The sequence below is a fragment of the Devosia lucknowensis genome, from assembly GCF_900177655.1.
In the GTDB taxonomy this organism is placed as follows: Bacteria; Pseudomonadota; Alphaproteobacteria; order Rhizobiales; family Devosiaceae; genus Devosia; species Devosia lucknowensis.
The window spans coordinates 2,343,754-2,368,876 of the sequence record NZ_FXWK01000001.1; the positions used below are offsets into that span (position 1 = coordinate 2,343,754).

A 25,123-nucleotide genomic window follows, 5' to 3' on the forward strand; every position below is an offset into this window, starting at 1 on the left:
GAAGTCTCCTATTCGGCGGTCCAGCCGCCATCGACCTTGAGGGCCGTTCCCGTGACCAGCGCCGCAGCATCGGACGCGAGATAGACGATCGCGCCGGCGACGTCCTCGACCGTGCCGATGCGCCCCAGCTTGATCTTCGAAAGGACGCTGGCGCGAAAAGCTTCGTCGGCAAAATAGGGCTGGGTCAGAGGCGTTTCGATAAAGGTGGGGCAAACCGAATTGACGCGGATTCCCGCTCCGCCAAGCTCCACCGCCATGGCCTTGGTCAGCCCCTCGATCGCATGCTTGGATGCGCAATAGATCGTGCGGTTTGCCGCACCGACATGCCCCATTTGCGAAGACATGTTGACGATCGAACCGGGTCTGGATTCGGCGATCAGGCGTTCCGCAACAACCTGCGCGACAAAGAACACCGACCGGACATTGAGGCCAAAAACGGCGTCGTAGTCGTCCTCGCTTGCCTTGACGAACGGGCCCGGACGATTGGTGCCGGCATTGTTGACGAGGATGTCGAGGGCCGGGCGGTTCGCAAGGACCTGCCGCACAGCGCCGGTATCGGTGACGTCGAGCGGCAATGCCTCGGCAGAGAAGCCGGCAGCGGTCAGTGCTGCGGCCGCCTGTTCGATCTCATCCCGGCTGCGGGCGACCAGGGTCACCTCGGCGCCGAAATGGGCCAGGGCCGTCGCGGCAGCCAGCCCGAGGCCCCGGCCTGCACCGGTTACGAGCGCGCGCTTGCCCTCGAGGCGGAACGACGGGATGGGAGGCAGTGCGATCAAAACATCACTCGGCGGCGCTGGCATAAGGGACGTTGCGGCCGCCGAAGCGGCGCACGCGGATGTTGGCCTGTTCGGCGTGTCCGGCAAAGCCTTCGAGCATGGACAGGCGCGAACCATAGGCGCCGATCTTGGCGCTCGCCGCGTCGGTTGTGATGCGCTGATAGGTGCAGGTCTTGAGGAACTTGCCGACCCAGAGGCCGCCAGTGAACCTGCCGGCCCGCTTGGTGGGCAGGGTGTGGTTGGTGCCGATGACCTTGTCGCCAAAGGCAACGTTGGTGCGGGCGCCAAGGAACAGGGCGCCATAATTGGTCATGTTGTCGAGGAAATAATCGGGATCATGGGTCATGACCTGGACGTGCTCGAAGGCGAGTTTGTTGGCGACAGCCAGCATTTCAGCATCATCGGCACAGAGGATGACTTCGCCATGGTCGCGCCAGGAAATGCGGGCGATCTCGGCCGTCGGCAGGATCGTCAGCAGACGCTCGACCTCGGCCATGGTTTCACGGGCGAGCTTTTCAGAGGTCGTGAGCAAGATCGACGGCGAAGTCGGGCCGTGCTCGGCCTGGCCGAGAAGGTCGGTGGCGCAGATCTCGGCGTCGACAGTATCATCTGCAATGACGAGAGTTTCGGTGGGTCCGGCAAAGAGGTCGATGCCGACGCGGCCATAAAGCTGGCGCTTGGCTTCGGCGACGAAGGCGTTGCCCGGGCCGACGAGCATATCGACCGGCGCAATAGTTTGGGTGCCGAGCGCCATGGCGCCGATGGCCTGCACGCCGCCGAGAACCAGGATTTCATCGGCTCCGGCCAGGTGCATGGCAGCAACAATGGCGGGGTGAGCACCACCCTTGAACGGAGGCGCGGCGGCGACAACGCGCTTGACGCCCGCCACCTTCGCGGTGAGGACGCTCATATGCGCCGAGGCGACCATGGGATATTTGCCGCCGGGGACATAGCAGCCCACGGCATCGACCGGGATGTTCTTGTGGCCAAGGAATACGCCTGGCTCGGTTTCGACCTCGACGTCCTTGAGCGCTGCCTTCTGGTGTTCGGCGAATCGGCGGACATTCGCCTGGGCAAAGCGGATGTCTTCGAGGTCACGCGCCGAAACCTTCGACATCGCGGCTTCGATTTCCTGCTCTGAAAGCCTGAAATTTTCGGGCGACCAGTTATCGAATTTGCCCGAGAGCTCACGCACTGCGGTGTCGCCGCGCGCCTCGATGTCGGCCAAGATGCCCTCAACCGTAGAGCGAACTTTGCTGTCCGCCTCGGCGCGCCCGGCGGCGGCCTCGGCAGTTTTGAGATGAGTGGCCAAGATGGACCTCCTGCGCGTTTTGCGCCTTGAGTTTAGCCGAGATCGGAAGCTTCGCGACCACGGGTGATCTGAGAAATGGTGACCGCCAGGATCAGCGCACCGCCATTGAAGACGTTGGTGACCCAGAGGGGAATACCGAGCATGGACAGGCCGGTAATGCCGGTGGCGAGGAAATAGACCGCGACCAGCGTGCCCCAGGGATTAAAGCGCCCCGGCTGGATGGTGGTGGCGCCGAGGAAAGCGGCGGCAAAGGCGGGAAGCAGGAAGTTGAGGCCAGAATAGGGGTCAGCCGAACCCAGCACGCCTGCATAGAGAATGCCAGCCGCCGACGCGAGAACACCTGACATCACCAGAGCGCCAACACGCACGCGATTGACGGCGATGCCGTTGAGCCGCGCGACTTCGCGTCCGCGCCCAACAAACAGCAGCTTTCGGCCAAGCGGTGTGTAGTCGAAAATGTACCACATGATCAGGGCAGCGGCCAAAGCGTAGTAGAACGCATAGGGAATGCCGAAGAGGCGATAGCCGACAGCGGCCATGATCAGGTTATTGTCGATGCCGCCGATGGTCGAGGAATTGGTCATCCACTGCACCGCGCCGCTCATCAGCGAGGTCGACCCAAGGGTCACGACCAGCGACGGAACGCGGAAATAGATGATGAAGAGCGCGTGGAAGAGCCCGACGAAAACGCCCATGGCGAGGACGATGCAGAGCACGAGGCCGATCGGCATCTGGTGCCAGACGTTGAGCACGCCGATGGTCGAGGCCGAAAGCGTCAGCGTCGCACCGACCGAAAGGTCATAGTCGCCCGCCGTGAGGGGAATGATGATCGCCAATGCCAGCAGGGCTGCTGGGGCATAGGAGGCGAACATGATCGAGAAATTGCCCCAGTTGAAGAAGGCCGAGGGCATCACGACGCTGAAAAGGCCGATGATGATGACCCAGACCAGCAACAGCGCGATACGCTCGAACTGGCGCGCATAGTTGACCGCGGGCTTGGTGGCAGACGGAGTGGAAACGGCGTCGGTCATGATGCAACCCGCGAAGAAAAAGATGATGGAGAGGACGGCGCCGCCGTCGCGTAACAGGCTTCGGAGATCCCGTCCTTGGTGACGGCATCGCCCGAAATTTCAGTGCAGATCATGCCTTTTGAAAAGACAAGCACGCGATCGCAGATTTCGGCGAGCTGCTCGGCTTCGGAACTTGCGCAGATCACCGACATTCCCTTGGCCGCAGCGGCGCGGAGGGCGGCAAAGATCTGCTGGCGCGTGCCGACATCGACGCCCTGGGTAGGTTCGTCGAGAAGGAGCAGGCTGGGCGAGCGGTTCATCCAGCGGGCGATCAGCACCTTCTGGGCATTGCCGCCGGAGAGCGCGGACAGCTTGAGGCCGGGATCGTTGGGCCGGACCTCGAAGGTCGTCCCTAAATTCCTGGCCTCGCGCACCATGGCGCCGTTGCGCATGAACCCGCCGCGGAAGAAGCGGGAGACATCGGGCAGGAACATGTTGTCGACGATGGGGAGGCTATCGACGCCGCTCGCGCCCTGGCGATCGCCGGGGAGCAGGGCGAAGCCCATATCGATGGCGGCCTTGGGCGACAGGGCGTTTTGCTCCATTGCCGCCCTGCCCTCGATGGAGATGGTGCCCGATCGTGCCGGGTGCGCGCCGAACACGAGGTAGGGCACTTCCGCATAGCCTGAGCCGATGAGGCCGGTCAGCCCCAGGATCTCGCCCTTGCCCACCTCGAAATCGGACGGCTGCAGCATTTTGCCCGCCAGGCCGGAAATGCGCGCATAGGCAAGGCGGCTGATAGCTGGACCGGACGGACGATCGGTTTTGGAGAGGCTTCGCCCGACGATCATCTTGACGATTGTATCGTGCGTGGCGTCGGCGCGCTTCAATTCGCCGGCCATGACGCCGTCGCGGAGCACTGTGATGGAGTCGGTGATTTCCATGACCTCGTCAATGTCATGGGAAATGAAGATGACGCTCGAGCCCGATCGTGTGATCGAGCGCACCATCTCGAACAGCTGGGCGACGCCGGCTGCTGGCAGGAATGGCGTGGGTTCATCGAGCAGCACAAGCCCCGGGCGACCGGTGACGGCGCGGGAGGCTTCGATTTCCTCGAAGGCGCGCACGATGGCGAGCAGGGCGCGCTGCACCGGGGTCAGGCGATCGACGCGTTCATTGGGGTCGATATCGAGACCGAAACGGGCAAGCGCCTGCCTTGTAGCGCGTTCCTCGGCCGACCAGTTGATATAGGCCGATTTGGCCGTGGTCAGCGGCACGAGGCGCAGGTTTTCCATCACCGTCAGCGACGGGATGAGACCAAGATTCTGATGCACGAAAGCCATGCCGAGCCGGCGATAATCGCCCGGCTTCAAGGGAAGGCTGACACGTTCGCCGTTGAATTCCAGCGTGCCGCCCTCATCGGGCGCGTGGAAACCGGCGAGGATTTTGACGAGGGTCGATTTGCCAGAGCCATTCTTGCCGAGAAGTCCATGGACTTCGCCGGGCATGACCTTGAACGACACGTTCTGCAGCGCCTTGGCGCCGCCAAAGGTCTTGGAGATATTGGACACCGACAGCACCGGGAGCGCCTGAGGCGCCCCCGGATGGTTGGTCGGATCGGGGAGTGCTTGATCCGACAGGGCGGTCATTATTCGAGGCCCCACAGCTTGCGGAAGCCGGACTTGTAGGCATCGCCATAGCCGGTATCGAACTGAGCGGGGGTGCCGGCCTCGGCAATGTTGTTCTTGTCGAAGATGTAGAAGGGCACGTTGAGCGCGGTCGGCGTGGGCAGGTCGCATGCATCGCGCAGGTGACCGTCGATGGTCGCGTAGGCGATCCAGTCGAGGCTTTCGCCGATGTCCATGTCGACGAGGCCCTGGGCAATATAGTCGAGCACGAAAGGCGTCCCGTTGAAGGTTGCGACCTTCACCTGACCGGTCTTGCCAGCGAGACGAAGAGCGGGAACCACGAACTGGCTCATGGAGTCATAAATCGGGATCACGACATTGATGTCGGGATTGGCCTGGACAGCAGTCTGCACAGCCGGCTGGATCTTGGTGCCCCATTCGGTGACGCCGACATTGATCTCGGTGACGATCTTGCAGTTCGGGCAGTTTTCGGCCAGCTGCTTCTTGAAGTTCTCGACCAGCGGAATGGTCGGCGGCACGTCGGTGGAGATCACCAGAGCCACATTGGCATTGCCTTCTGTCGCCACGGTCGACCAATCGGCCAGGATCGTTCCGATTTCACCAAAACCGATGGTGAGCGAGCTCGACACGACCGGGTGCTGCTCGAAGCTCGGATCGTAGAAGTGCGACGTCATCACCTTGACGCCGGCATCGCTGGCAGCCTGCAGCTGCGGGGCGACGGTGGCCGGATCGATGCCCGAGATCAGATCGATGATGTCGTACTGCTCGCGCGTTGCGAGCTCGATGCCCTGGACCCACTGGCTCGGCTGGCCCTGGTTTTCCCACTCCCGCACTTCCAGACCAACTTCGGCGCCGGCTGTCTTCATGCGATCAATGATGCCCTTGAGGAAGGGATTGCCGCTGTTGTTCGGGATCGACATCATCTTCTTGCCAGCCGCGCAGGTCTTTGCGTCGAAGGCATCGCCGGGGGCGACGAATTCCGGCTTTGAAGTGTACTTGGCGATGTTTTCCTGGGCCCGCGCCAGACCGTCGCTCACCTCGTCTGCCTGAGCAGCACCGGCAAAGCCAACGAACATGGTCAAGACGCCAACCGACGCGAGTAGCGCTCGTTTGTTCATGAGAATCTCCCTGTATTTCACTGTCGGACCCCCCTCGGGCTCGTGACAGTGAATGCGTATTCATAGTGAGCGCAACTCAAGACCCAAGTCAATCGGCGTTCGAAAAATCTTTATGGTGACGGAACCAGTTTCGCCGCTGATTTTCCGGGCGAGTTGCACACCAAGCATGCAGGTTGGCATTGAAACCCAGAACGGCTGGGGTTAACGATAGAACGAGGGCAGGAAATGCATGCGCATTCTGACGGCAGGCCCACGGAAAGAAAATTGATGGCGCGCAAGAGCTCCAGATCAACCTCGTTCGATGTCGCCGCCTTGGCTGGCGTTTCTCAATCGGTGGTATCGCGGGCCTTTACGCCCGGCTCGCGCATAGCGGACGAAACCCGCACGAGAGTCCTCGAAGCAGCGCTCAAGCTTAACTACGTGCCCAATTCGATTGCCAGCAGCCTCACGACGAAACGCACCAATATCGTCGCGCTGATCATCGGCAATCTCGACAACCCGTTCTATGTCCACGTGCTGCACACATTCAGCAGGCGTCTGCAGGAACAGGGTCGGCAGGTCCTGATCTTCACCGTCGAGCCGAATTCCGAGAGCGACGAGGCGATCATGCATCTGCTCAAATACCAAGTGGATGGCGTGGTGCTCACGGCAGCGCAGCTGTCCACCCGCATGATCAGCCTTTGCCATGATCGCGGCATCCCCATCGTGCTGTTCAACCGCTATATCCCGGGCTCCGATGCGTCGGGTGTGCGCTGCGACAATGTTGCAGGCGGTGCCTTGATCGCGGAGGCTTTTCTGGCTGCCGGCGCACAGAATTTCGCGCTGATCACCGGCGACCTGAAGGGCACGACAAGTGGTGACCGCGTCCGCGGTTTCGTCGAACGCCTGCTCGATGGCGGGGTCAAGCGCTCCAACATCGTCGAGGTGCACGGGCATTCCTCCTACGAGGGCGCCTTCAATGCGACGATCAAGCTGATCCGCGACAAGAACCGCGTACGGCCCGATGCACTCTTTGGCGTCAACGACATCATGGCCATGGGCGCCATCGACGCCCTGCGTCATCGGCTCGGCCTGCGGGTGCCCGACGACATCATGGTTGGCGGGTTCGATGATATTCCCGAGGGCCGCCGCCTCCCCTACCAGCTCACCACAGTGCGCCAACCGATCGAGCAGATGGTGAACGAAACGCTCTCGATCCTCCATCTCGACGATCCGACCGAACCGATCGCGCGCGGCATCGACCGGCCAATCAAGGGTCGCCTGATATGGCGCCACACCATTCCCGTTCCGCCGGCTTATCGCGGCGAGGCGGATGTCACAAAGTCCGAAGACTAGGGTTTACCCGAGTGCGAAATGAAAAACGGGGCCTTTCGGCCCCGTTCGCTTATTCTGCTGCCTGGCGTTCCGGCGGCGTGTAGCCGAAGTCGAAAGCTGGAGGCTCGCCGCGCTCTTTCTTGGCGGCTTCGCGCAGCTTGGCCGTGGCCGCGAGGTCGGCTTCGTTGTCCGCGGTCAGGATGACCCCGTAGGACTTTTCGGCCTGTTCGCGGGAGACGAGACCATAGCGCACGTCGCGGGCGACGATCTCGGCCGCACGTTCGAGCGGATCGCCCCAGCCACCGGAGCCGGCAGTCTTGAACACGACGCGATCGCCCGGATTGACCTTGAGATTATCGATCTTGGATGGGATGCGGCTCGGCTCGGTCTCGCCGTTCTTGATCACCCATTTGCTCGATGTGCCGCCATGGAGGCCGCCATTGATGCCCCAAGGCGGCACCACTTCGCGGTCGTCATGGATCGAGACCTGGCCCTTTTCGAGCAGGCGATAGACCTTCTCGATGCCGGCGCCGCCACGGTGAAGGCCGGGACCGCCGGAATCCTGGATCGGCTGATAGCGCTCGATGAGAACGGGGTAGTAGTTCTCGATATATTCGATCGGGGTCGCCGAAAACAGCGGCCACCAGGCATGGCCGTCGAAGCCATCGCCCTTGGGACGACCCGGCACGCCGCCGAACAGCAGTTCCATGAGCTGGAAATACTTGTTGTCCTTGTCGGTGCCCGAAAAGATGAAGTGCGGGCTGGTGCCGTAACCGGCAGCCATCGACAACTGCGGCACGAACTTGCCCAGCGCGCCGGCCTGGCAATCGAAGAAGCGCGTGTGGGTGTTGAGGCGGTTCGAGAGCGCTGCCGGGAAGCGCGGATTGAGCAGACTTCCCTCGGGCAGCACAATCTCGAAGAGGTCATAAAAGCCTTCGTTGAACAGCACCGAAGGATCGAACGACATGATCATGTAGACGCCGAAGAAGAGCTTGCAGAGCCCTTCATGGATGTGGAAGTTGATCGGGCCTTCCGCCTGCGCGTCCGTTCCGGTCCAATCGAACACGGCCACATCCCCGCGACGGGATATGGTCAGCGTCATCTTGAACGGACCATTGCCGAGACCGTCGTCATCGACATAGTCGGTGAAGCTCACCGGCTCTTCCGGAATGTATTTCCGGATGACAACGCGCATGGCTTCGCGGGTGCGGGCCAGAAGCATGTCGCAGGCGGTCATATACGTCTCGCGGCCAAAGCGGTCGCAAAGTTCCTTGACGCGCGTGCCGGCGGTGCGGCAGCCGGCGATCAGGGCCATGAGGTCGGCCCGGTTCATGTCCGGGGTGCGCGAATTGTTGAGCATGATGTCGAGGACACCCTGGTTCAACTCGCCCTTGGAGTAGATCTTGACCGGCGGGACGCGCAGGCCTTCTTCCCAGATGGTGCGGGCATTGGCGGGCATCGAGCCCGGCACGGTGCCGCCCACGTCGACCATGTGGCCGAAGATCGAGGAGAAGCCCACGAGAACCTTCTCATGGAAAATGGGCAGCATCACGCACCAGTCATTGTTGTGCGAGATCGAGCCCTTCGAGGCATAGGGGTCGTTCCAGACGAAGATGTCGCCTTCATTGACGTCGCCGCCGAACTTTTCGACGACGGACGGAATATAGGAGCCGAACTGCCCGACGATCATCTGCCCACGTTCGTTGCAGATCATCGGGAATTCGTCGTGCTGCTCGCGGATCACCGGCGAGAGCGAAATGCGCACCACGACGCCGTCCATTTCATAGCGGGCGTTCTTGAGCGCGTTCTCGATGATGTCGAGGGTGATCGGATCGACGGTGGCTGTGTCGGTTGCGTTGGTCATGGCGCTCAATTCCCCTTCGAAACGGGCCAGATCAGGATATTGCCGTGTGCATCGATCTCGGCGTAGTGCGCCGGGAGAAGCACGGTCGTGGTGTCGTATTGGCGGATGATCGCCGGGCCTTCGACGCGCGAACCAACCCCGAGCTTGTTGCGGTCATAGTGGACCGTGTCCTGCCAGGCGCCGTTGAAATAGCCCGGACGCGTCTCGATGATGGCGGCCTTGACGTCGGTCGAGGCGGCTTCGGCGAAGGATTCTTCGACAGGTTCGGTCGCGCCGCGGGCAACGACGCGCATGGCGACGAGCTCGACCGGTACGGTGAAACGCACGCCATAGAGGCGCTCGTGGATGTCGTGGAAATCCGCGAGGGTCTGCGTCAACGCGCCCTTGCTGCGCACGTCGGCAGCGCTGACCGGCACGGCCACTTCGAAGCCTTGCTGCTCATAGCGCAGGTCGAGCGAATAGGTGATCGAGGCATCGGCCTCTTCCACTTCCTGCTCGGTCAGCCAGGTCTGCGCCTTGGCTTCAAGTTCGGCAAAGCGGCTCCAGACTTCGGCTGGGTCAAGACCCACCGTCGAGCGGATATAGGTCTGCACGAATTCGTTGCGGAAGTCGGCTTCGAGGAAGCCGAGCGCGCAAAGCACGCCCGGATTGGGCGGCACGAGCACGGGATAGCAGCCGAGAAGTTCTGCCATGGCATTGCCATGGAGCGGGCCGGCGCCACCAAAGGCGACGAGACCGAATTCTCTGGGGTCGAGACCACGCTGCACGGTGATGACGCGGAGCGCGCCGAGCATCACTTCGTTGGCGATATCGATAATGCCCTTGGCCGCGTCTTCGGGCGAAAGGCCGATTTGCTGGCCGACATTGGCAACGGCCTTGCGGGCGCCTTCGACGTCGAGCTTCATTTCGCCGCCGAGGAGAACTGGCGGGAGATAGCCGAGCACAACATTGGCGTCGCTAACGGCCGGTTCCGTACCCCCGCGCCCATAGGACACCGGGCCAGGACGAGCACCGGCACTGCGCGGACCGACGCGGAGCGAGCCGGTCAGTTCCGAAACATCGGCGATCGAACCGCCGCCAGCGCCCACGCTGCGCACGTCGAGCGTCGGCACCTTTGCCGGGAACATGCCGACTTCGGTGGAGCGCGAGATGGTCGCTTCACCATCGATGATCACGGCCACGTCGGTCGAGGTGCCGCCCATGTCGAAGGCCAGAAGTTTCGGGAAACCCGAACGGCGCGACAGCATCATGGTCGAGGTGACGCCACCCGCAGGGCCGGACAGCACAGTGTGCACCGGACGTTCCGATGCTGCCGCCGCGCTCATCAGGCCACCGTCCGAGCGGACGATATGAAGGCGCGCCGTGACGCCGTTGTCGGCCAGGCGATCTTCGATGCGCGAGAGATAGCGCTTCATGATCGGGCGGACGTAATCGTTCATCACCGTGGTGATGGCGCGGTCATATTCGCGGAATTCAGGGAGGATTTCGGACGACAGCGAGACCGGAATATCCGGGAAACGCTGGGCCACGATATCGCGCAATTGGCGCTCATGCGCCGCATTGGCATAGGAGTGCATCAGCGAAATGGTCAGCGCCTCGATGCCCGAGGAGCAGAGATCATCGATCAGCGCGGTTGCTGCTGCCATATCGAGCTCGCGGACGACTTCGCCGCGCGCATTCATGCGCTCGGGAATGCCACGCGTATCGGCCAGCGATGCCAGCGGATCGGGCTTGTCCATGTTGATCCAGCCAAACAGCGGACCCGGGGTCCAGGCCTTGGCGAGATGGAGCGTGTATTCAAAGCCCTCGGTGACGAGGAGGCCAACGCGCGACCCCTTGCCTTCAAGCACTGCATTGGTGGCAACGGTCGTGCCGTGCAGGATCAGGTCGATATCGGCGGGCGAAATGCCGGCCTTCTCGCAGATCAGCTTCACGCCTTCGACGACGCCGATCGACTGATCCTCGGGCGTTGAAGGTGTCTTGGCCTGGAATGTTCGCCGGCCTTTCTCGTCGTGGAGGAGCAGGTCGGTGAATGTCCCGCCAACGTCTACGCCCAATCTCATGGTTCTACCCTTGTCTTCAAAGTCTTCCCCGTCACGCCTGCACCCTCATCCAATTTTGGATATTGCATGCGCATTCACTCAAGCATAGATTGCCATTCGACACCTTCGCAAGTGCAAAGATTGCAGGCCTCTCCAGATTTCTAGAATAGCCCGCAACCGCTGCATCACTACAGTTCATGAATAGGGTTTCCTGGTCACGGCGGGCTATGAGCGCACTCACTCTCTACGACAAGGTTTGGCAGCAGCACGTCGTCAAGGACTACGACGACGGCACCAGTCTGCTCTATATCGACCGACATCTCGTGCAAGAGGTTTCGAGCCCCCAGGCTTTCGCCGGATTGGTTGCAGAAGGCCGGAATCTGGTGCGTCCCGCGGCTCATATCGCGGTTGCCGATCATGCCGTACCCACGCGCCTGCGGCACCTGCCGCTGCCCGACGGGCTGGCTTCGCGCCAGGTTTCGCGGCTCGAGGCAAACTGCGAACGCTTCGGCATCCACTATATCGGCATGAACGACAATCGACATGGCATCGTCCATGTCATCGGGCCGGAACTGGGTTTCACACTGCCGGGCGTAACGCTTGTCTGCGGCGATAGCCACACCTCCACACACGGCGCCTTCGGAGCCATCGCCTTCGGTATTGGCGCAAGCGAGTGTGAATGCGTATTCGCAACACAGACTTTGCGACAGAAGAAGCAGAAGACCATGCGGGTGATGCTGAACGGCGCCCTGCAACCCGGCGTTGCGGTCAAGGACATCATCCTGGCCCTCATCGCCAAGATTGGCACCAATGGCGGCGTCGGCCACGCCATCGAATATGCCGGACCCGCCATCGCGACGCTTTCGATGGAAGCCCGCATGACGCTGTGCAACATGTCGATCGAGGCCGGCAGCCGTGTTGGCATGATCGCGCCGGACCAGATCACGCTGGACTATGTCCGCGGTCGCAAGCTTGCGCCGACCCCGGACATGCAGGCCGCTGCTGAAACGCATTGGATGAGCCTCCGCAGCGATGCCGACGCCAGCTTCGATCGCGAAGTCGAGCTCGATGTTTCGGCGCTCGTGCCGCATGTCTCCTGGGGCACAAATCCCGGCGAAACCGCGCCGGTTTCCGACCGCATCCCCGATCCCGCGCTCGAAACTGATCCGGCGCGCCGTGCCAAGATGGAGCGGAGCCTCAAATACATGGCGTTGGCACCGGGCATGAAGCTCGACGAGATTGCCATAGATCGCGTCTTCATTGGCTCCTGCACCAATGGCCGAATCGAGGATCTGCGTCTCGCCGCCGAAGTCGTCGAAGGCCGCCACGTGGCATCCACCGTCGCCGGCATCGTTGTCCCCGGCTCGGCCTCCGTGCGCATCCAGGCCGAAGCCGAAGGGCTCGACAAGATCTTCAAGCAAGCCGGCTTTGAGTGGCGCGATTCGGGCTGTTCGATGTGCGTGGCGATGAACGACGATCGTCTCGCCCCCGGCGAGCGCTGCGCCTCGACGTCGAACCGAAACTTCGAGGGGCGTCAGGGACAAGGTGGCCGCACACATCTGATGAGCCCGGCCATGGCGGCTGCCGCTGCGATATCGGGCCATCTTGTCGATGTCCGCACCCTGGGGAAATCAGCCTGATGGAGAAATTCGTTACCCTCACCAGCGTCGCGGCCCCCCTGCCCGAAGCCGATGTCGATACCGATATCATTTTTCCGGCCCGCTTCCTCCTGTTGCTGGACAAGATTGGCCTCGGAAAGCACCTCTTTCATGAACGCCGTCACCGGCCGGACGGCACAAGCACCGATTTCGTGCTCAATATCGCTCCCTTCAACGCGGCGAAAATACTCGTGGCCGACGCCAATTTCGGCTCGGGCTCGAGCCGTGAGCAAGCTGTCTGGGCGCTGGCCGATTTCGGCATCCGCTGCGTGATCGCCCCGAGTTTCGGGGAAATCTTCTATTCGAACTGCTTCAAAAACGGCGTCCTTCCCATCGTCATCACCGGCGAAGCCCATGCCAATGCACTGTTGGCGGCCGGCAGCGGGGAGCCGTTCACCATCGATCTCGAAAGGCAGTTGGTCATCCTTCCCAATGGCCCGTCCCTCTATTTCGAGATCGACCCCTATCGCAAGAAGGCCCTGATGCTCGGGCTCGACGAAATCGGCGGTATCCTGGCCGAAGATGCCAATGACATCGCCGCCTTCGAAAAGCGCCTCCGCGCATCCCAGCCCTGGCTTTTCCTCGACGATGGCCGGCTCGACACCCTTTTCAGCCAGACGGACAAAGCATGACCGAACAAGACCTGTCGCAGAACTACAAGGGCGCGTTCGGCAAGCGCATCGGCTTTGGCAAGAAGCCAGCGCTGATCATGATCGATTTCGTCGAGGCCTATTTCGATCCGTCCTGTTCGCTCTACGCGGGCGCCGAGGATGCCCTGGCCAGCGCATTGCGCCTCCAGGCAGTGGCGCGCGAGGTCGGTATACCCGTGATCTACACCAATGTGGTCTTCAACAAGACGGCGCTCAACGGCGGCCGCTTCTTCCAGAAGTCGATGACGCTGCACCACTTCATCGAAGGCAACCCGATGGGCCGCTGGCCCAAGGGCCTCGTTCCGTCCGAAGACGAGCTCGTCATTTCCAAGCAGTACGCAAGTTCTTTCTTCGGGACGTCGCTCGCCTCGACGCTGACATCGCTCGGGATCGACACCCTGATCCATACCGGCGTTTCAACCAGCGGCTGCGTGCGCGCCACCTGCGTGGACTGTAATTCCTACGGCTTCATTCCGATCATCGTACGCGATGCGGTCGGTGACCGTCATCCGGCACCGCACGAGGCCAACCTCTTCGACATGGACGCCAAATATGGCGACGTCGTCTCCGAAGAGGAAACCGTTTCATATCTCAGAAATCTAGGACGAAATTGATGAGCAAGCCCTCCCTCAAGGCCGCTCTGGCCTCCGGCCAGTTCGTGGTCGCCCCCGGCATCCATGACATGATCACCGCCGTGGTCAGCAACAAGGTCGGCTTCGATTTCGTCTATGCCTCGGGCTATTGGATGACGGCCTCGGCCTATGGCCTGCCCGATGCCGGCATTGCCAGCTACACGCAGATGGTGGATCGCGTCGCTACGCTCTGCCGCACGGCCAATGCTGCCGTGATCGCCGATGCCGACACCGGCTACGGCGGACTTCTCAACGTGCACCACACCGTGCGCGGCTATGAGGAAGCCGGCGTTTGCGCCATCCAGATCGAAGATCAGGAATTCCCGAAAAAGTGCGGCCACACACCCTTCAAGCGTGTCGTCCCGCTCGAAGACATGGTGGAAAAGGTCAAGGTCGCCGTCGAAGCGCGCCGTAACCCCGAAACCCTGATCATCGCCCGCACCGACTCCCGCCAGACCGACGGCTTTGAAGGCGCACTCAAGCGCGGCATCGCCTATGGTGAAGCCGGCGCCGATATCGTCTTCCTCGAAGCGCTCGAGAGCGAACAGGAAATGCGCGATGCCTGCGCGCGCGTCAGCAAGCCGATGATGGCCAACATGGCCGATGGCGGCAAGACGCCGATCCGGTCCAAGGCGGAACTGGCCGATATCGGCTACAAGCTCGCGATCTTCCCCTCCGCTACCGGCCTTGCTGCCGCTGCCGCCGCCGAAAACGCGCTGCAGGTCTTGAAGAACGAAGGCACCTCCAACTCGCCCAATTCAAAACTCTTCAACTTCTCCGAATTCAACACCCTGATCGGGTTTGAAGAAGTCTGGGAATTTGAGCGCCGCTGGGCTCGCCCGACCACGACGGCTGCAGAATGAGCACCGTCGCCTGTATCGGTGCGGGCACTGTCGGCCGCGCCTGGGCCGTGGTCTTTGCCCGGGCCGGTCACAATGTCAGGCTTTATGACGCCATCGAGGGCGAAGTCACGCGCACCGCCATTCCCGGTGCGCGCCGCACACTTGAGCTTCTGTCGGAAAATGGCCTCCTCACGGAGGACGTCGAAACGGTGGTCGCCCGGATCAGCGCGGCTGCGTCCATCGCCGAGGCCGTCACCGGCGTCGTTCTTGTTCAGGAAAGCGTGCGCGAGGATGTCGACGTCAAGCGCGAGGTGTTCGCGGAAATCGCGGCACATGCGCCTGCCGACGCCATCCTTGCCTCTTCGACATCGGCCATTCCGGGTTCAGATTTTCTTGGGCATTTTGCTCATCCCGAGCGCGCCCTCGTCGTCCACCCGGTCAATCCACCGTCCCTGATCCCGCTGGTTGAACTCTGCGGCACGCACTGGACCGCACCTGAAACCCTGTCCGAGGCCTGGGGGATCATGACCGATGCAGGCATGCGCCCGATCCTGCTCAAGAAGGAAATCGACGGCTTTATCCTCAACCGCCTGCAGTTTACCCTCGTCGCCGAGGCGCTGCATCTGGTTGGCGAGGGCTATTGCACGCCAGAGGATATCGACGCCGTTCTCACCGATGGCCTGGCTCTCCGTTGGGCCTCCATCGGCCCATTCGAAGTCGCACATCTCAACGCCCCTGACGGCTTCCAGGGCTTTGTCGATCGTCTGGGCCCGATGATGAAGCGTCTCGGCGCTGCGGCGCAGACGGACTATGACTGGACGCCAGAGCAGGTTGCAGCAGCCCATGCGGAACTTGCTGAGCGCATTCCAATCGCTTCGATCGCCGATCGTGCGGCATGGCGCGACCGGCAAATCCTGGCGCTCCGCCAGCTCAAGCAGAAGCAGTAGATTCAGGATATTGATTGATGACCACCCGTTCGCTCGCCCTCAAGGACCCGTCGCTTCTCGTCGACAAAGCCCTCGTTGGCGGCCAATGGGTGGCAGCGACCGATGGCGCAAAAATTGACGTCACGGACCCTTTTGATGGCGCCGTCATCGGTACCGTCCCCAGTCTTGGCGTCGATGTTCTTCGCCAGGCGATCAATGCTGCCCACGAGGCCCAGCCCGCCTGGGCCGCCAAGACCGCCAAGGAGCGCGCGCAAATCCTGCGCCGCTGGTTCGATCTGATCATCGCCAATGCCGACGATCTCGCCCTGATCCTCACCGGCGAACAGGGCAAGCCGCTCGCCGAAGCGAAAGGCGAGATCGTGAGCAATGCAGGCTATATCGAATGGTTTGCCGAAGAGGCCAAGCGCATCGACGGCGACATCATTCCCGGAGCCAATCCCGGCCAACGCATTCTGGTGCTGAAGCAACCCGTCGGCGTCTGCGCGGCCATCACGCCCTGGAATTTTCCCAACGGGATGATCACGCGCAAGGCCGGCCCGGCGCTCGCCGCCGGCTGCACCATGATCCTCAAACCCGCATCGCAGACCCCGCTTTCGGCCCTGGCCCTCGCCGTGCTCGCCGAACGCGCCGGTGTGCCCGCTGGCGTCTTTTCCGTCGTTACCGGTTCGGCAAAACCCTTCGGCCAGGAATTCTGCACCAATCCAAAGATCGCAAAAATCACCTTCACCGGCTCGACAGAAGTCGGCCGCTGGCTGATGCGCGAGGCGGCCGGTGGCATCAAGCGTCTGTCGCTCGAACTCGGCGGCAATGCCCCCTTTATTGTCTTCGACGACGCTGATCTCGATGCGGCCGTCGACGGCGCCATGCTTTCCAAATTCCGCAATGCCGGTCAGACCTGCGTCTGCGCCAACCGTATCTATGTGCAGGAGAGTGTTGCCGAGGCCTTTGCCGAAAAGCTCGTCGCCAAGGCCCGCGCACTGCAACTCGGCCACGGAACCGAGCCTGGTGTTACCCAGGGTCCGCTGATCGATGGCAAGGCCGTCGAAAAGGTTGAGCAGCACGTCGCAGACGCACTCGAAAAGGGCGGGCGACTGCTTCTCGGCGGCAAGCGCAGCGCGCTCGGCAGCACGTTTTTCGAGCCCACAGTCATCGCCGACGTCACCCAGGCCATGCTCGTCGCCAAGGAAGAAACCTTTGCGCCGCTCGCCCCTATCATCACCTTCAAGGACGAAGCCGACGTCATCGCCAAGGCAAATGACAGCGAATTCGGCCTCGCGTCCTATTTCTACGCCCGCGACATGGGCCGCATCATGCGCGTTGCCGAAGCCCTCGAAGCCGGCATGGTCGGGGTCAATACCGGCGCCCTCGCCAATGAAATGGCACCCTTTGGCGGGGTCAAGCAATCCGGCCTCGGCCGCGAGGGTTCGAAATACGGCATCGAGGGCTATCTCGAAATCAAATACGTCTGTCTCGCGGGGGTCTGACCCAGGCCCTGAGCCGGCGTCCCGACGGCTTCCGGCGTCACTGGTGCAATTTCCAACATTTCCATTGACGGCGGTCCCCGACCGGGCGTATTTCCGGCCTCAGGACACCTCGCCCTAACGCGAGGCGCATAGGCCTGGGAGGGCCGTATAGAATGGCTGAAATGCCCCAAACCGCACCGGCGGTAAAACCGGCTAATCCAAATTTCTCGTCGGGTCCGTGCTCCAAGCGTCCAGGTTGGACGCTCGATGCCCTTTCCGGCGCCCTCACCGGCCGTTCGCACCGCGCCAAGATCGCCAAGGCCCGCATCCAGCAGGCCATCGATCTGACCCGTGAGCTGCTCGAAGTGCCGGCCGACTACCGCATCGGCATTGTTCCTGCGTCCGATACCGGCGCCGTCGAGATGTTCCTCTGGAGCGCGCTCGGCGCTCGTGGCGTCGATATGCTGGCCTGGGAATCGTTCGGGGCCGGCTGGGTCACCGACGTCCAGAAGCAGCTCAAGCTGGACGATGTCCGTGTCCTTGACGCGCCTTATGGCGAACTGCCGGACCTTGCCCAGGTCGATTTCAAGCGCGACGTGGTCTTCACCTGGAACGGCACGACCTCGGGCGTGCGCGTGCCCAATGCAGACTGGATTCCGGCGGACCGCGAAGGCCTCACCATCTGCGACGCTACTTCGGCCGCCTTTGCTCAGAAGCTCGATTTTGCCAAGCTCGACGTCGTGACCTTCTCCTGGCAGAAGGCGTTGGGCGGCGAGGCCGCACACGGCATCCTGATCCTCTCGCCGCGTGCCGTCGAACGGCTTGAAACCTACAAGCCTGACCGTCCGCTGCCCAAGATATTCCGCATGACCAAGGGCGGCAAGCTGATCGAGGGCATTTTCAAGGCCGAGACCATCAACACCGTCTCCATGCTCTGCATCGAAGACGCCATCGACGCCATGCAATGGGGCGTGGACATCGGCGGCCTCAAGGCCATGCAGGCACGCGCCGATGCCAACTTCAAGGTCCTGGCAGACTGGGTCGAAAAGACCGACTGGGTCGAATTCCTGGCCAGAAACGCCGACCAGAGGTCCAATACCTCGGTGTGCTTCTCCATCACCGATCCGGCCGTGACGGCTCTCGACGCAGACGCCCAGGCCGCCTTTGCCAAGGCCATCGTCTCACGCCTCGACAAGCTCGACGTTGCCTATGATTTCGGCTCCTACAAGGACGCACCTGCGGGCTTGCGCATCTGGGCCGGCTCGACGGTCGAAGCCTCGGATCTCGAGAAGCTGACGCCTTGGCTCGACTGGGCCTTCGCCCAGGAGAAGGCCGCCCTCAAGGCCGCTGCTTAAGTCTGATTTAGACCGCACCCTCTCGTTCATCGTCATTGCCCGGCTTGTCCGGGCAATCCATGGACCACCCGGACAAGCCGGGTGGTGACGGTGGGGAGGGCGCGGAGTTCCATTCATGCGAGGTCGCAGGTCCAAATCCTGCTCACGCAACCAGGATCAAAAAAATGCCAAAAGTTCTCGTTTCCGACAAGCTGAGCCCCACCGCCGTCCAGATCTTCAAGGACAATGGCGTGGACGTCGACTACCTGCCCGATCTGGGCAAGGACAAGGACAAGCTGTTCGAAGTCATCGGCCAGTATGATGGTCTCGCCATCCGCTCGGCGACCAAGGTGACCGAAAAGATCATCTCGGCGGCAACCAACCTCAAGGTGATTGGCCGCGCCGGTATCGGTGTCGACAATGTCGACATTCCGGCCGCGACCAAGAAGGGCATCATCGTGATGAACACGCCCTTCGGCAATTCCATCACGACGGCCGAGCATGCCATTGCCATGATGTTCGCCCTCGCCCGTCAATTGCCCGAGGCCGATGCTTCGACACGTGCCAGCAAGTGGGAAAAGAACCGCTTCATGGGCGTCGAAGTCACCAACAAGACGCTGGGTCTGATCGGTGCTGGCAATATCGGCTCGATCGTCGCCGACCGCGCTCTCGGCCTCAAGATGAAGGTTGTCGCCTTCGACCCGTTCCTGACGCCGGAACGCGCCCAGACCATGGGCGTAGAAAAGGTCGAGCTCGACGATCTCCTCGCGCGCGCCGATTTCATCACGCTGCACACGCCGCTGATCGATGCGACTCGCAACATCCTCAATGCCGAGAGCCTCGCCAAGACCAAGAAGGGCGTGCGCATCGTCAACTGCGCCCGCGGCGGTCTCATCGATGAAGAGGCGCTCTACGCTGCATTGAAGTCGGGCCAGGTTGCCGGTGCAGCGCTCGACGTGTTCCTCGTCGAACCGGCGGAGAACAATCCGCTGTTCGACCTGCCCAACGTTATCTGCACCCCCCATCTCGGCGCTTCGACGACGGAAGCCCAGGAAAATGTCGCGCTGCAGGTGGCCGAGCAGATTTCGGCCTATCTGATGACCGGTGAAATCACCAACGCCCTGAACTTCCCCTCGATTTCGGCCGAAGAAGCCCCGATCATCACCCCTTGGGTCAAGCTCGCCGAGACGCTGGGATCCTTTGCCGGCCAGCTCACCGAAACGGCCATCTCGGGCATCAAGATCGAGTTCGAAGGCACGCCCGCCGGCCTCAACACCCGACCGATGGTGGCCGCGGCCATCAACGGCGTGCTCAAGCCCTCGTTGGGCGACATCAACATGGTTTCGGCTCCCCAGATCGCAAAGGATCGCGGCATCACCGTCGAGACCACGACCCGCGACCAGCAGGGCGCCTATGAAGGCTATGTCCGCCTCACGGTGACCACCGAGCGCCAGACCCGCGCCATCGCCGGTACGCTCTTTGCCAACGGCAAGCCGCGCATCATCCAGGTCAAGGACATCAACATGGAAGCGGAAATCACCCCTCACATGCTCTATGTCACCAATGCCGACAAGCCCGGTCACATCGGCCGCCTCGGCACCACGCTGGGCACCCTCGGCATCAACATCGCCAACTTCAACCTGGGCCGCGCCGAAGTCGGCGGCGACGCTATCGCGCTCGTCTCGATCGACGGTACCCTGACCGAAGAACAGCTTGGCCAGATCGCCGCGCTTGAAGGCGTCAAGCAGGCCAAGGCACTGAGCTTCTGAATTCCTCGCAAGACACAATAAGAAGGCGGCTTCCGAGCCGCCTTTTTTATTCAGTGCTGCTCTGCCGTCTCAAGTTTTGCGCTTGAGAAACAGGTTGTAGAGAACGACGATCAGTGCCAGCACCAGCAAGAGATGGATAAGCGCGCCGGCGACCTTGAAAGCCAGCCCGACCGCCCAGAGCGCCAGAAGGATAACCGCAATTGTCCAAAGCATGGCGTCGTCTCCTTGGCTTTACCGAGCATCGGCAATTAAATGTGCAGGACAGCCGAACGTTCCGGGTCCCATGCCATGTCAGTCATCGATGGCTGATACGCCGCGCCGCCATTTCGGCGAGCACGATACCGAACACGATGATTGCCGCGGCGAGAAGGTGATAGGGCTCGAGCCTTTCCCCCAGGATCAGGATGGAGCCCAGCGTGCCGAACACGGGGATAAGGTTGTGCGTGGGCGCGGCTCGATTGGCACCGACAAGTTCGACGCCGCGAGCATAGGCAACCTGGCTGAACATCGAGGGAAATACCGCCACATAGGCGATAACTACCCAAACCATCGGCGACATTTGGGCCAACTTGGTCACCTCGCCAAGTCCCCCGCCAAAGAGGGCGAGCATGACGATCCCAGTAACGGCCGCGCCGAAAAAGGACACTGCCATGAAGCTCATTATGTGCATTTTTGGCCGGAACCGCAGCGCCAGGGTGTAGGCCGTGTAGGCAAAGCAAGCGAGCACGACGAAGCCGTCGCCGATATTGATGTCCAGCGTCAAAAGCCGAGCCGGGTTGCCTTGCGTGGCGGTTAGCAACACGCCGGAAATCGCCAGCAACACTCCGAGCAGTTGCACGCTCGTGGCCTGAACGCGGAAGATGATGAAATTGGCGGCCAGGATCATCATGGGCAGGCCGGCCTGAACGATGGCAGCGTTGATGCCGGTCGTGGTGCTCAGCCCGATATAGAGCAGCACATTGAAGACGGCATATCCGACGGCACCAAATCCCATCAGCACCAGCCAATGGCGCCGCACCACTGCCCAGTCGGCGCGCAAGTGTCGGACCGCGAACGGTAGGATGAAAAGTGTCGCGAACACACAGCGGCAAGCAAGGAGTAGGAAAGGGTCGATTTCCCCCACGACCAGCTTGGCCGCAACCACATTGCCGCCCCAGAACAGCGGCGCCATCACGAGCAGAAGGTATGGCTGATCCAAAAGACCTGCGAAAATGCCGCTATTTTGCTTGTCTTGCGGCTTTGTCATCGTCGCCTAGGTGATGTAAGGACAATCGGACTTATCAGTTATTCGGCCACAATCAAACCCGACAAAGGTGGCCGCCAGGACGCTTTGTCCGATCATCGAGGAACCAGCCGACCGGCCGGATTTCCTTTTCATGTGCCTGATTTGGGGAAGACTGAAATATGGCGAATGTGGTTGTCGTCGGCTCGCAGTGGGGCGACGAGGGCAAGGGCAAGATCGTGGATTGGCTTTCGGAGCGTGCCGACGTCGTCGTGCGTTTCCATGGCGGACACAATGCCGGCCATACTCTGGTCATCGATGGCGTGAGCTACAAGCTGGCGCTGCTCCCCTCGGGTCTGGTGCAGGGCAAGCTTTCGGTCATCGGCAATGGCGTGGTGGTCGATCCGCACCACTTCGTTCAGGAAATGGCAAAGCTGCGCGGCCAGGGTGTCAAGATCACGCCTGAAATCCTGCGCATCGCCGACAACGCCCCGCTGATCCTGTCGCTGCATCGCGAACTGGACGGCATCCGAGAGGACGCCAATTCCGGGCTCAAGATCGGCACCACGCGTCGCGGCATCGGCCCGGCTTACGAGGACAAGGTGGGCCGTCGCGCCATCCGTCTCGTCGACCTCAGCGAGCCCGATACGCTGATGCCCAAGATCGAGCGCCTGCTGACCCATCACAACGCCCTGCGCCGGGGCATGGGCCTCACAGAAATCGCGGCCCAGACCATCTACGACGAACTGGCGTCGATTTCCGCCGAAATCCTGCCGTTCATGGACCAGGTGTGGCGTGTGCTGGAAGACAAGCGCAAGGCCGGTGCCCGGATCCTGTTCGAAGGCGCACAAGGCGCGCTGCTGGACAACGATCACGGGACCTACCCTTTCGTCACATCGTCCAACACCGTGGCAGGCACCGCCGCCGCTGGTTCAGGCCTCGGACCGACGGCGATCGGCTACGTGCTGGGCATTACAAAGGCCTATACGACCCGCGTAGGCGAAGGTCCGTTCCCCTGCGAACTTGACGACGAAATCGGTCACCATCTTGCAACTGTCGGACGTGAAGTGGGCGTCAACACCGGCCGTCCGCGCCGCTGCGGCTGGTTCGATGCGGTGCTGGTCCGCCAGACGGTGAAGACCTCGGGAATCACCGGCATAGCACTGACCAAGCTCGACGTGCTCGACGGTCTCAAGGAGATCAAGGTGTGCGTCGGTTACGAGCTCGACGGTTCACGCATTGATTATTTGCCTGCCTCAATGGGAGCACAGGCGCGCGTTAAGCCGATTTACGAAACTCTCGAAGGCTGGTCGGAAACAACGGCCGGCGCCCGGTCCTGGGCGGAACTGCCCGCACAGGCCGTCAAATATGTGCGTTATATCGAAGAACTGATCGGCGCGCCGGTTGCCCTCTTGTCCACCAGCCCCGAACGGGCCGATACCATCCTTGTGGTTGACCCATTCCAAGACTGAGAAATTTTGTTAAAAGACTGCGCTGTCAGAGTGAGTACCAAGTAGCCAATGGCGGATTACAAGGAGCTGCTGCGTCGGGCGATCTCGGCGCTGCCGGAGAACAACGGGGCCGCGCGGCGCGCGGTCTATGAAAAGGCACGTTCGGCCCTTGTCGGCCAGCTGCGTGCTATTCAGCCCCCGCTTCCGGCGCGCGATATCACTCAGCACCGCCTGCAACTCGAAGACTGCATCCGCCAGGTCGAACAGGAAGCCAGCGAAGCTGTTATCAGCCTTGGACGGGAAGGCGCATTGGCCGCAAGGCCTGCGCCGACGCCCATTAGGCCGGCTCCGCAGCCCGTGCCGGAGGCCCCTGTTCCCGCCGCCCAGCCTGTCGCGCCGCCGCCGGAACCAGAGGCGGAACCGGAAATAGATGTGCCGCCGGCGGTCCCTGTCACCGCCCCGACCATCGTCCCTTCGACCACCCGGCCTCGAACCGAACCGGCGACGCCGCTTGCGCCGCCGCCGCCGCCCAAATCGATCGAGGAAATCATCGCCGAGGCCGCAGAGACCAGCGGCGCGAGCGTTGTCGTGGAGGCAGAGCCCGAACCAGAGGCGCCCGCCCCAGCGGTCGAGCGCGTGTCGGTCGATCCGGCACCTCCGAAGCCGACTTTCACCGAAGCCGCGCCGCCCAGCGGCCCGACACCGGTACGCCCCTCCTTCTTCTCGCGCCGGGTCGATCCGCAGGCCCCGGCCGTGCCGGTCGTTCCAGCCGCCGCAGCCGCCGTCCTACCGCCCCGCGTCGAACCCGTGCTGGGCAGCACCGCGCTGGCCAGCCAGCCCGCACTAAGCGAACAGCCGATCATCGCACCGGCTCTTCCCGTGGATACCGCCCTTTCGGCGGTGCGCGAGGTGGAGGTCGAGCAGGACGATGCTCGCGAAGCCGAAGGCGCAATCGAGCGGGCCATCGAGACACTGGACCGCGAAGCACGCGGCGAAGCCAGCGATCCGCTGCCGGACCGCGATGGCGCCCCTGCCGGAACGCCCCTCCCCCAGGACGAGGATGCCGGCTTCGCACCTGTCGGCGCCGAGCGTCGTTCGGGCGCTGGCCTGACTATTTTCCTTATCGTGTCTGCCGTGCTGCTGGCAGGCGTCGGTGGCGCCGGCTTCTGGGCCTGGCGCGAAGGCTATGTCGATCTCGACCAGATGTTCGGCGGCGGACAGGCCGTGACCCAAACCGTCGCAACGACGGAGCAGCCGGTCGGCCCGACGATGGATAGCACGCCCCCCAACGAGGAAGGTGCTTCCGGCCCGGGTAATACCGCCACGACCGCCGCAACCGAACCGACAAGCGCTCTCGAAGCAACCGACGACCGCCTCGAGCCGACGCCCGAAGCGGTGACGCCGACCGGCGGCGAAACGGTCCTTCCCTCGATCAATGGCGAGACCAAGACCGAGGAACGGCTCTCGGGCGCGGATACCACGATCTCCGCTACGAACGATCCGGCAGCCAGTGTCGACCCGGCAGTGCTTGCGGGCAACCAGTCGCTCCTGCTCGAAGCCTCTGCCAATGGCCAGGGCGGCGCCGTCCCGTTCTCGGGCACGGTGGAATGGACCGAGGGAACGGATGAAATCGGATTGCCGACGCTGCTTGCGGAAGCCAGCATTCCGGCCCGCAACCTCAATGTCTCGATCATCATCCGCAAGAACAACGATCCTGTGCTGCCCGCCAGCCACCTGATGGAGATCACCTTCGATGTGCCGGACACCTTTATCGGCGGGTCGATTTCGACCCTTGCCGGCGTCCTGCTCAAGGATCAGGAACTGGTGCCCGGAACCGCGTTGTCAGGCGCCGCGGCCCGCGTCGTGGGGAACTCATTCCTTTTCGCGCTGAGCGCCTCGCCAGCCGATGTCACGTCGAACCTCGACCTTCTCGACGCTCGCCGCTGGCTAGACCTCGCCATTGTCTATGGAACTGGTCGCAACGCCATCCTGACGCTGGAGAAGGATCAGGACGCGCAGGCGCTGTTCGACAAGGTTCTCGCCGCCTGGGCAGAGTAAACAGCCGAGCGC

20 protein-coding genes are annotated in these 25,123 nt (G+C 62.3%); 11 read left to right on the top strand and 9 right to left on the bottom strand.

Annotated elements, in window-relative coordinates; all coding sequences use genetic code 11:
- Positions 1-8 precede the first annotated feature (8 nt).
- Genes CCK88_RS11540 through CCK88_RS11560 form a run of 5 tightly spaced genes read right to left on the bottom strand, consistent with a single transcriptional unit; the run spans position 9 to position 5,865 of the window.
- Positions 9-776 carry an SDR family NAD(P)-dependent oxidoreductase gene (locus CCK88_RS11540; protein WP_244557476.1) on the bottom strand — a complete coding sequence of 256 codons (768 nt, stop codon included), beginning with the start codon at positions 774-776 and terminating at the stop codon, positions 9-11.
- Between the two features lie 4 nt (positions 777-780).
- Positions 781-2,091 (bottom strand): histidinol dehydrogenase, encoded by a 1,311-nt coding sequence (gene hisD, locus CCK88_RS11545; protein ID WP_425290629.1) that lies wholly within the window; start codon positions 2,089-2,091, stop codon positions 781-783.
- A 29-nt stretch (positions 2,092-2,120) separates the two neighbouring features.
- Entirely contained in the window at positions 2,121-3,119 is a 999-nt protein-coding gene (locus CCK88_RS11550; protein ID WP_086470566.1) for an ABC transporter permease, read from the bottom strand.
- Positions 3,116-4,747, bottom strand: a complete 1,632-nt coding sequence (locus CCK88_RS11555; protein WP_086470567.1) for a sugar ABC transporter ATP-binding protein — start codon at positions 4,745-4,747, stop codon at positions 3,116-3,118. Before CCK88_RS11555 ends, CCK88_RS11550 begins: the two co-directional genes overlap by 4 nt.
- Complete coding sequence (locus CCK88_RS11560) at positions 4,747-5,865, bottom strand: sugar ABC transporter substrate-binding protein (RefSeq protein ID WP_210189926.1); 1,119 nt, start codon at positions 5,863-5,865, stop codon at positions 4,747-4,749. The genes CCK88_RS11555 and CCK88_RS11560 overlap by 1 nt, the downstream gene beginning before the upstream one ends.
- A 267-nt stretch (positions 5,866-6,132) precedes the next feature.
- Between CCK88_RS11560 and CCK88_RS11565 the strand changes: the two genes are divergently transcribed.
- Positions 6,133-7,200 (top strand): LacI family DNA-binding transcriptional regulator, encoded by a 1,068-nt coding sequence (locus CCK88_RS11565; RefSeq protein WP_086470568.1) that lies wholly within the window; start codon positions 6,133-6,135, stop codon positions 7,198-7,200.
- Positions 7,201-7,249: 49 nt separating this feature from the next.
- On the opposite strand, the gene CCK88_RS11570 is transcribed toward CCK88_RS11565, so the two are convergent.
- Complete coding sequence (locus CCK88_RS11570) at positions 7,250-9,043, bottom strand: hydantoinase B/oxoprolinase family protein (protein ID WP_086470569.1); 1,794 nt, start codon at positions 9,041-9,043, stop codon at positions 7,250-7,252.
- Positions 9,044-9,048: 5 nt separating this feature from the next.
- Complete coding sequence (locus CCK88_RS11575; RefSeq protein ID WP_086470570.1) at positions 9,049-11,106, bottom strand: hydantoinase/oxoprolinase family protein; 2,058 nt, start codon at positions 11,104-11,106, stop codon at positions 9,049-9,051.
- A gap of 176 nt (positions 11,107-11,282) precedes the next feature.
- On the opposite strand from CCK88_RS11575, the gene leuC reads away from it, so the two are divergent.
- The 8 genes from leuC (at position 11,283) to serA (ending at position 20,380) form a co-directional block, all read left to right on the top strand.
- A complete protein-coding gene (gene leuC, locus CCK88_RS11580) occupies positions 11,283-12,725 on the top strand; it encodes a 3-isopropylmalate dehydratase large subunit (protein WP_425290621.1) in 1,443 nt (480 codons plus the stop codon).
- On the top strand, positions 12,725-13,375 hold the full coding sequence (leuD, locus tag CCK88_RS11585; RefSeq protein ID WP_086470572.1) for a 3-isopropylmalate dehydratase small subunit: 651 nt from the start codon (positions 12,725-12,727) through the stop codon (positions 13,373-13,375). The genes leuC and leuD overlap by 1 nt, the downstream gene beginning before the upstream one ends.
- A complete protein-coding gene (locus CCK88_RS11590) occupies positions 13,372-14,007 on the top strand; it encodes an isochorismatase family protein (RefSeq protein ID WP_086470573.1) in 636 nt (211 codons plus the stop codon). Before leuD ends, CCK88_RS11590 begins: the two co-directional genes overlap by 4 nt.
- The gene (locus CCK88_RS11595) at positions 14,007-14,888 is read left to right on the top strand and encodes an isocitrate lyase/PEP mutase family protein (RefSeq protein WP_086470574.1); all 882 of its coding nucleotides are present in this window, start codon (positions 14,007-14,009) and stop codon (positions 14,886-14,888) included. Before CCK88_RS11590 ends, CCK88_RS11595 begins: the two co-directional genes overlap by 1 nt.
- On the top strand, positions 14,885-15,814 hold the full coding sequence (locus tag CCK88_RS11600) for a 3-hydroxyacyl-CoA dehydrogenase (RefSeq protein WP_086470575.1): 930 nt from the start codon (positions 14,885-14,887) through the stop codon (positions 15,812-15,814). The genes CCK88_RS11595 and CCK88_RS11600 overlap by 4 nt, the downstream gene beginning before the upstream one ends.
- 17 nt (positions 15,815-15,831) lie before the next feature.
- Complete coding sequence (locus tag CCK88_RS11605) at positions 15,832-17,298, top strand: NAD-dependent succinate-semialdehyde dehydrogenase (protein WP_140048969.1); 1,467 nt, start codon at positions 15,832-15,834, stop codon at positions 17,296-17,298.
- Positions 17,299-17,459: 161 nt separating this feature from the next.
- Complete coding sequence (locus CCK88_RS11610) at positions 17,460-18,632, top strand: phosphoserine transaminase (protein ID WP_086470577.1); 1,173 nt, start codon at positions 17,460-17,462, stop codon at positions 18,630-18,632.
- A gap of 164 nt (positions 18,633-18,796) precedes the next feature.
- Positions 18,797-20,380, top strand: coding sequence for a phosphoglycerate dehydrogenase (gene serA, locus CCK88_RS11615; protein ID WP_086470578.1), 1,584 nt, complete (start codon positions 18,797-18,799; stop codon positions 20,378-20,380).
- A gap of 69 nt (positions 20,381-20,449) precedes the next feature.
- Here the strand turns inward: serA and CCK88_RS18245 are convergent, their stop codons facing one another.
- Positions 20,450-20,593 carry a lmo0937 family membrane protein gene (locus CCK88_RS18245; RefSeq protein ID WP_140048970.1) on the bottom strand — a complete coding sequence of 48 codons (144 nt, stop codon included), beginning with the start codon at positions 20,591-20,593 and terminating at the stop codon, positions 20,450-20,452.
- A gap of 82 nt (positions 20,594-20,675) precedes the next feature.
- On the bottom strand, positions 20,676-21,626 hold the full coding sequence (locus CCK88_RS11620; protein ID WP_086470579.1) for a DMT family transporter: 951 nt from the start codon (positions 21,624-21,626) through the stop codon (positions 20,676-20,678).
- A 158-nt stretch (positions 21,627-21,784) separates the two neighbouring features.
- On the opposite strand from CCK88_RS11620, the gene CCK88_RS11625 reads away from it, so the two are divergent.
- Positions 21,785-23,074 carry an adenylosuccinate synthase gene (locus CCK88_RS11625; RefSeq protein ID WP_086470580.1) on the top strand — a complete coding sequence of 430 codons (1,290 nt, stop codon included), beginning with the start codon at positions 21,785-21,787 and terminating at the stop codon, positions 23,072-23,074.
- A 48-nt stretch (positions 23,075-23,122) separates the two neighbouring features.
- Positions 23,123-25,111 (top strand): hypothetical protein, encoded by a 1,989-nt coding sequence (locus CCK88_RS11630; RefSeq protein ID WP_086470581.1) that lies wholly within the window; start codon positions 23,123-23,125, stop codon positions 25,109-25,111.
- Positions 25,112-25,123: the final 12 nt, after the last annotated feature.

What these genes read in the sequence shown, in the direction of transcription:
- CCK88_RS11550 (WP_086470566.1), bottom strand. Translation starts at nt 3,119, where the DNA reads ATGACCGACGCCGTTTCCACTCCGTCTGCCACCAAGCCCGCGGTCAAC.
- CCK88_RS11570 (WP_086470569.1), bottom strand. Translation starts at nt 9,043, where the DNA reads ATGACCAACGCAACCGACACAGCCACCGTCGATCCGATCACCCTCGAC.
- CCK88_RS11560 (WP_210189926.1), bottom strand. Translation starts at nt 5,865, where the DNA reads ATGAACAAACGAGCGCTACTCGCGTCGGTTGGCGTCTTGACCATGTTC.
- CCK88_RS18245 (WP_140048970.1), bottom strand. Translation starts at nt 20,593, where the DNA reads ATGCTTTGGACAATTGCGGTTATCCTTCTGGCGCTCTGGGCGGTCGGG.
- CCK88_RS11590 (WP_086470573.1), top strand. Translation starts at nt 13,372, where the DNA reads ATGACCGAACAAGACCTGTCGCAGAACTACAAGGGCGCGTTCGGCAAG.
- leuC (WP_425290621.1), top strand. Translation starts at nt 11,283, where the DNA reads ATGAATAGGGTTTCCTGGTCACGGCGGGCTATGAGCGCACTCACTCTC.
- serA (WP_086470578.1), top strand. Translation starts at nt 18,797, where the DNA reads ATGCCAAAAGTTCTCGTTTCCGACAAGCTGAGCCCCACCGCCGTCCAG.
- CCK88_RS11565 (WP_086470568.1), top strand. Translation starts at nt 6,133, where the DNA reads ATGGCGCGCAAGAGCTCCAGATCAACCTCGTTCGATGTCGCCGCCTTG.
- CCK88_RS11630 (WP_086470581.1), top strand. Translation starts at nt 23,123, where the DNA reads ATGGCGGATTACAAGGAGCTGCTGCGTCGGGCGATCTCGGCGCTGCCG.
- CCK88_RS11600 (WP_086470575.1), top strand. Translation starts at nt 14,885, where the DNA reads ATGAGCACCGTCGCCTGTATCGGTGCGGGCACTGTCGGCCGCGCCTGG.
- CCK88_RS11610 (WP_086470577.1), top strand. Translation starts at nt 17,460, where the DNA reads ATGCCCCAAACCGCACCGGCGGTAAAACCGGCTAATCCAAATTTCTCG.
- CCK88_RS11625 (WP_086470580.1), top strand. Translation starts at nt 21,785, where the DNA reads ATGGCGAATGTGGTTGTCGTCGGCTCGCAGTGGGGCGACGAGGGCAAG.
- CCK88_RS11575 (WP_086470570.1), bottom strand. Translation starts at nt 11,106, where the DNA reads ATGAGATTGGGCGTAGACGTTGGCGGGACATTCACCGACCTGCTCCTC.
- leuD (WP_086470572.1), top strand. Translation starts at nt 12,725, where the DNA reads ATGGAGAAATTCGTTACCCTCACCAGCGTCGCGGCCCCCCTGCCCGAA.
- CCK88_RS11605 (WP_140048969.1), top strand. Translation starts at nt 15,832, where the DNA reads ATGACCACCCGTTCGCTCGCCCTCAAGGACCCGTCGCTTCTCGTCGAC.
- CCK88_RS11620 (WP_086470579.1), bottom strand. Translation starts at nt 21,626, where the DNA reads ATGACAAAGCCGCAAGACAAGCAAAATAGCGGCATTTTCGCAGGTCTT.
- CCK88_RS11555 (WP_086470567.1), bottom strand. Translation starts at nt 4,747, where the DNA reads ATGACCGCCCTGTCGGATCAAGCACTCCCCGATCCGACCAACCATCCG.
- CCK88_RS11595 (WP_086470574.1), top strand. Translation starts at nt 14,007, where the DNA reads ATGAGCAAGCCCTCCCTCAAGGCCGCTCTGGCCTCCGGCCAGTTCGTG.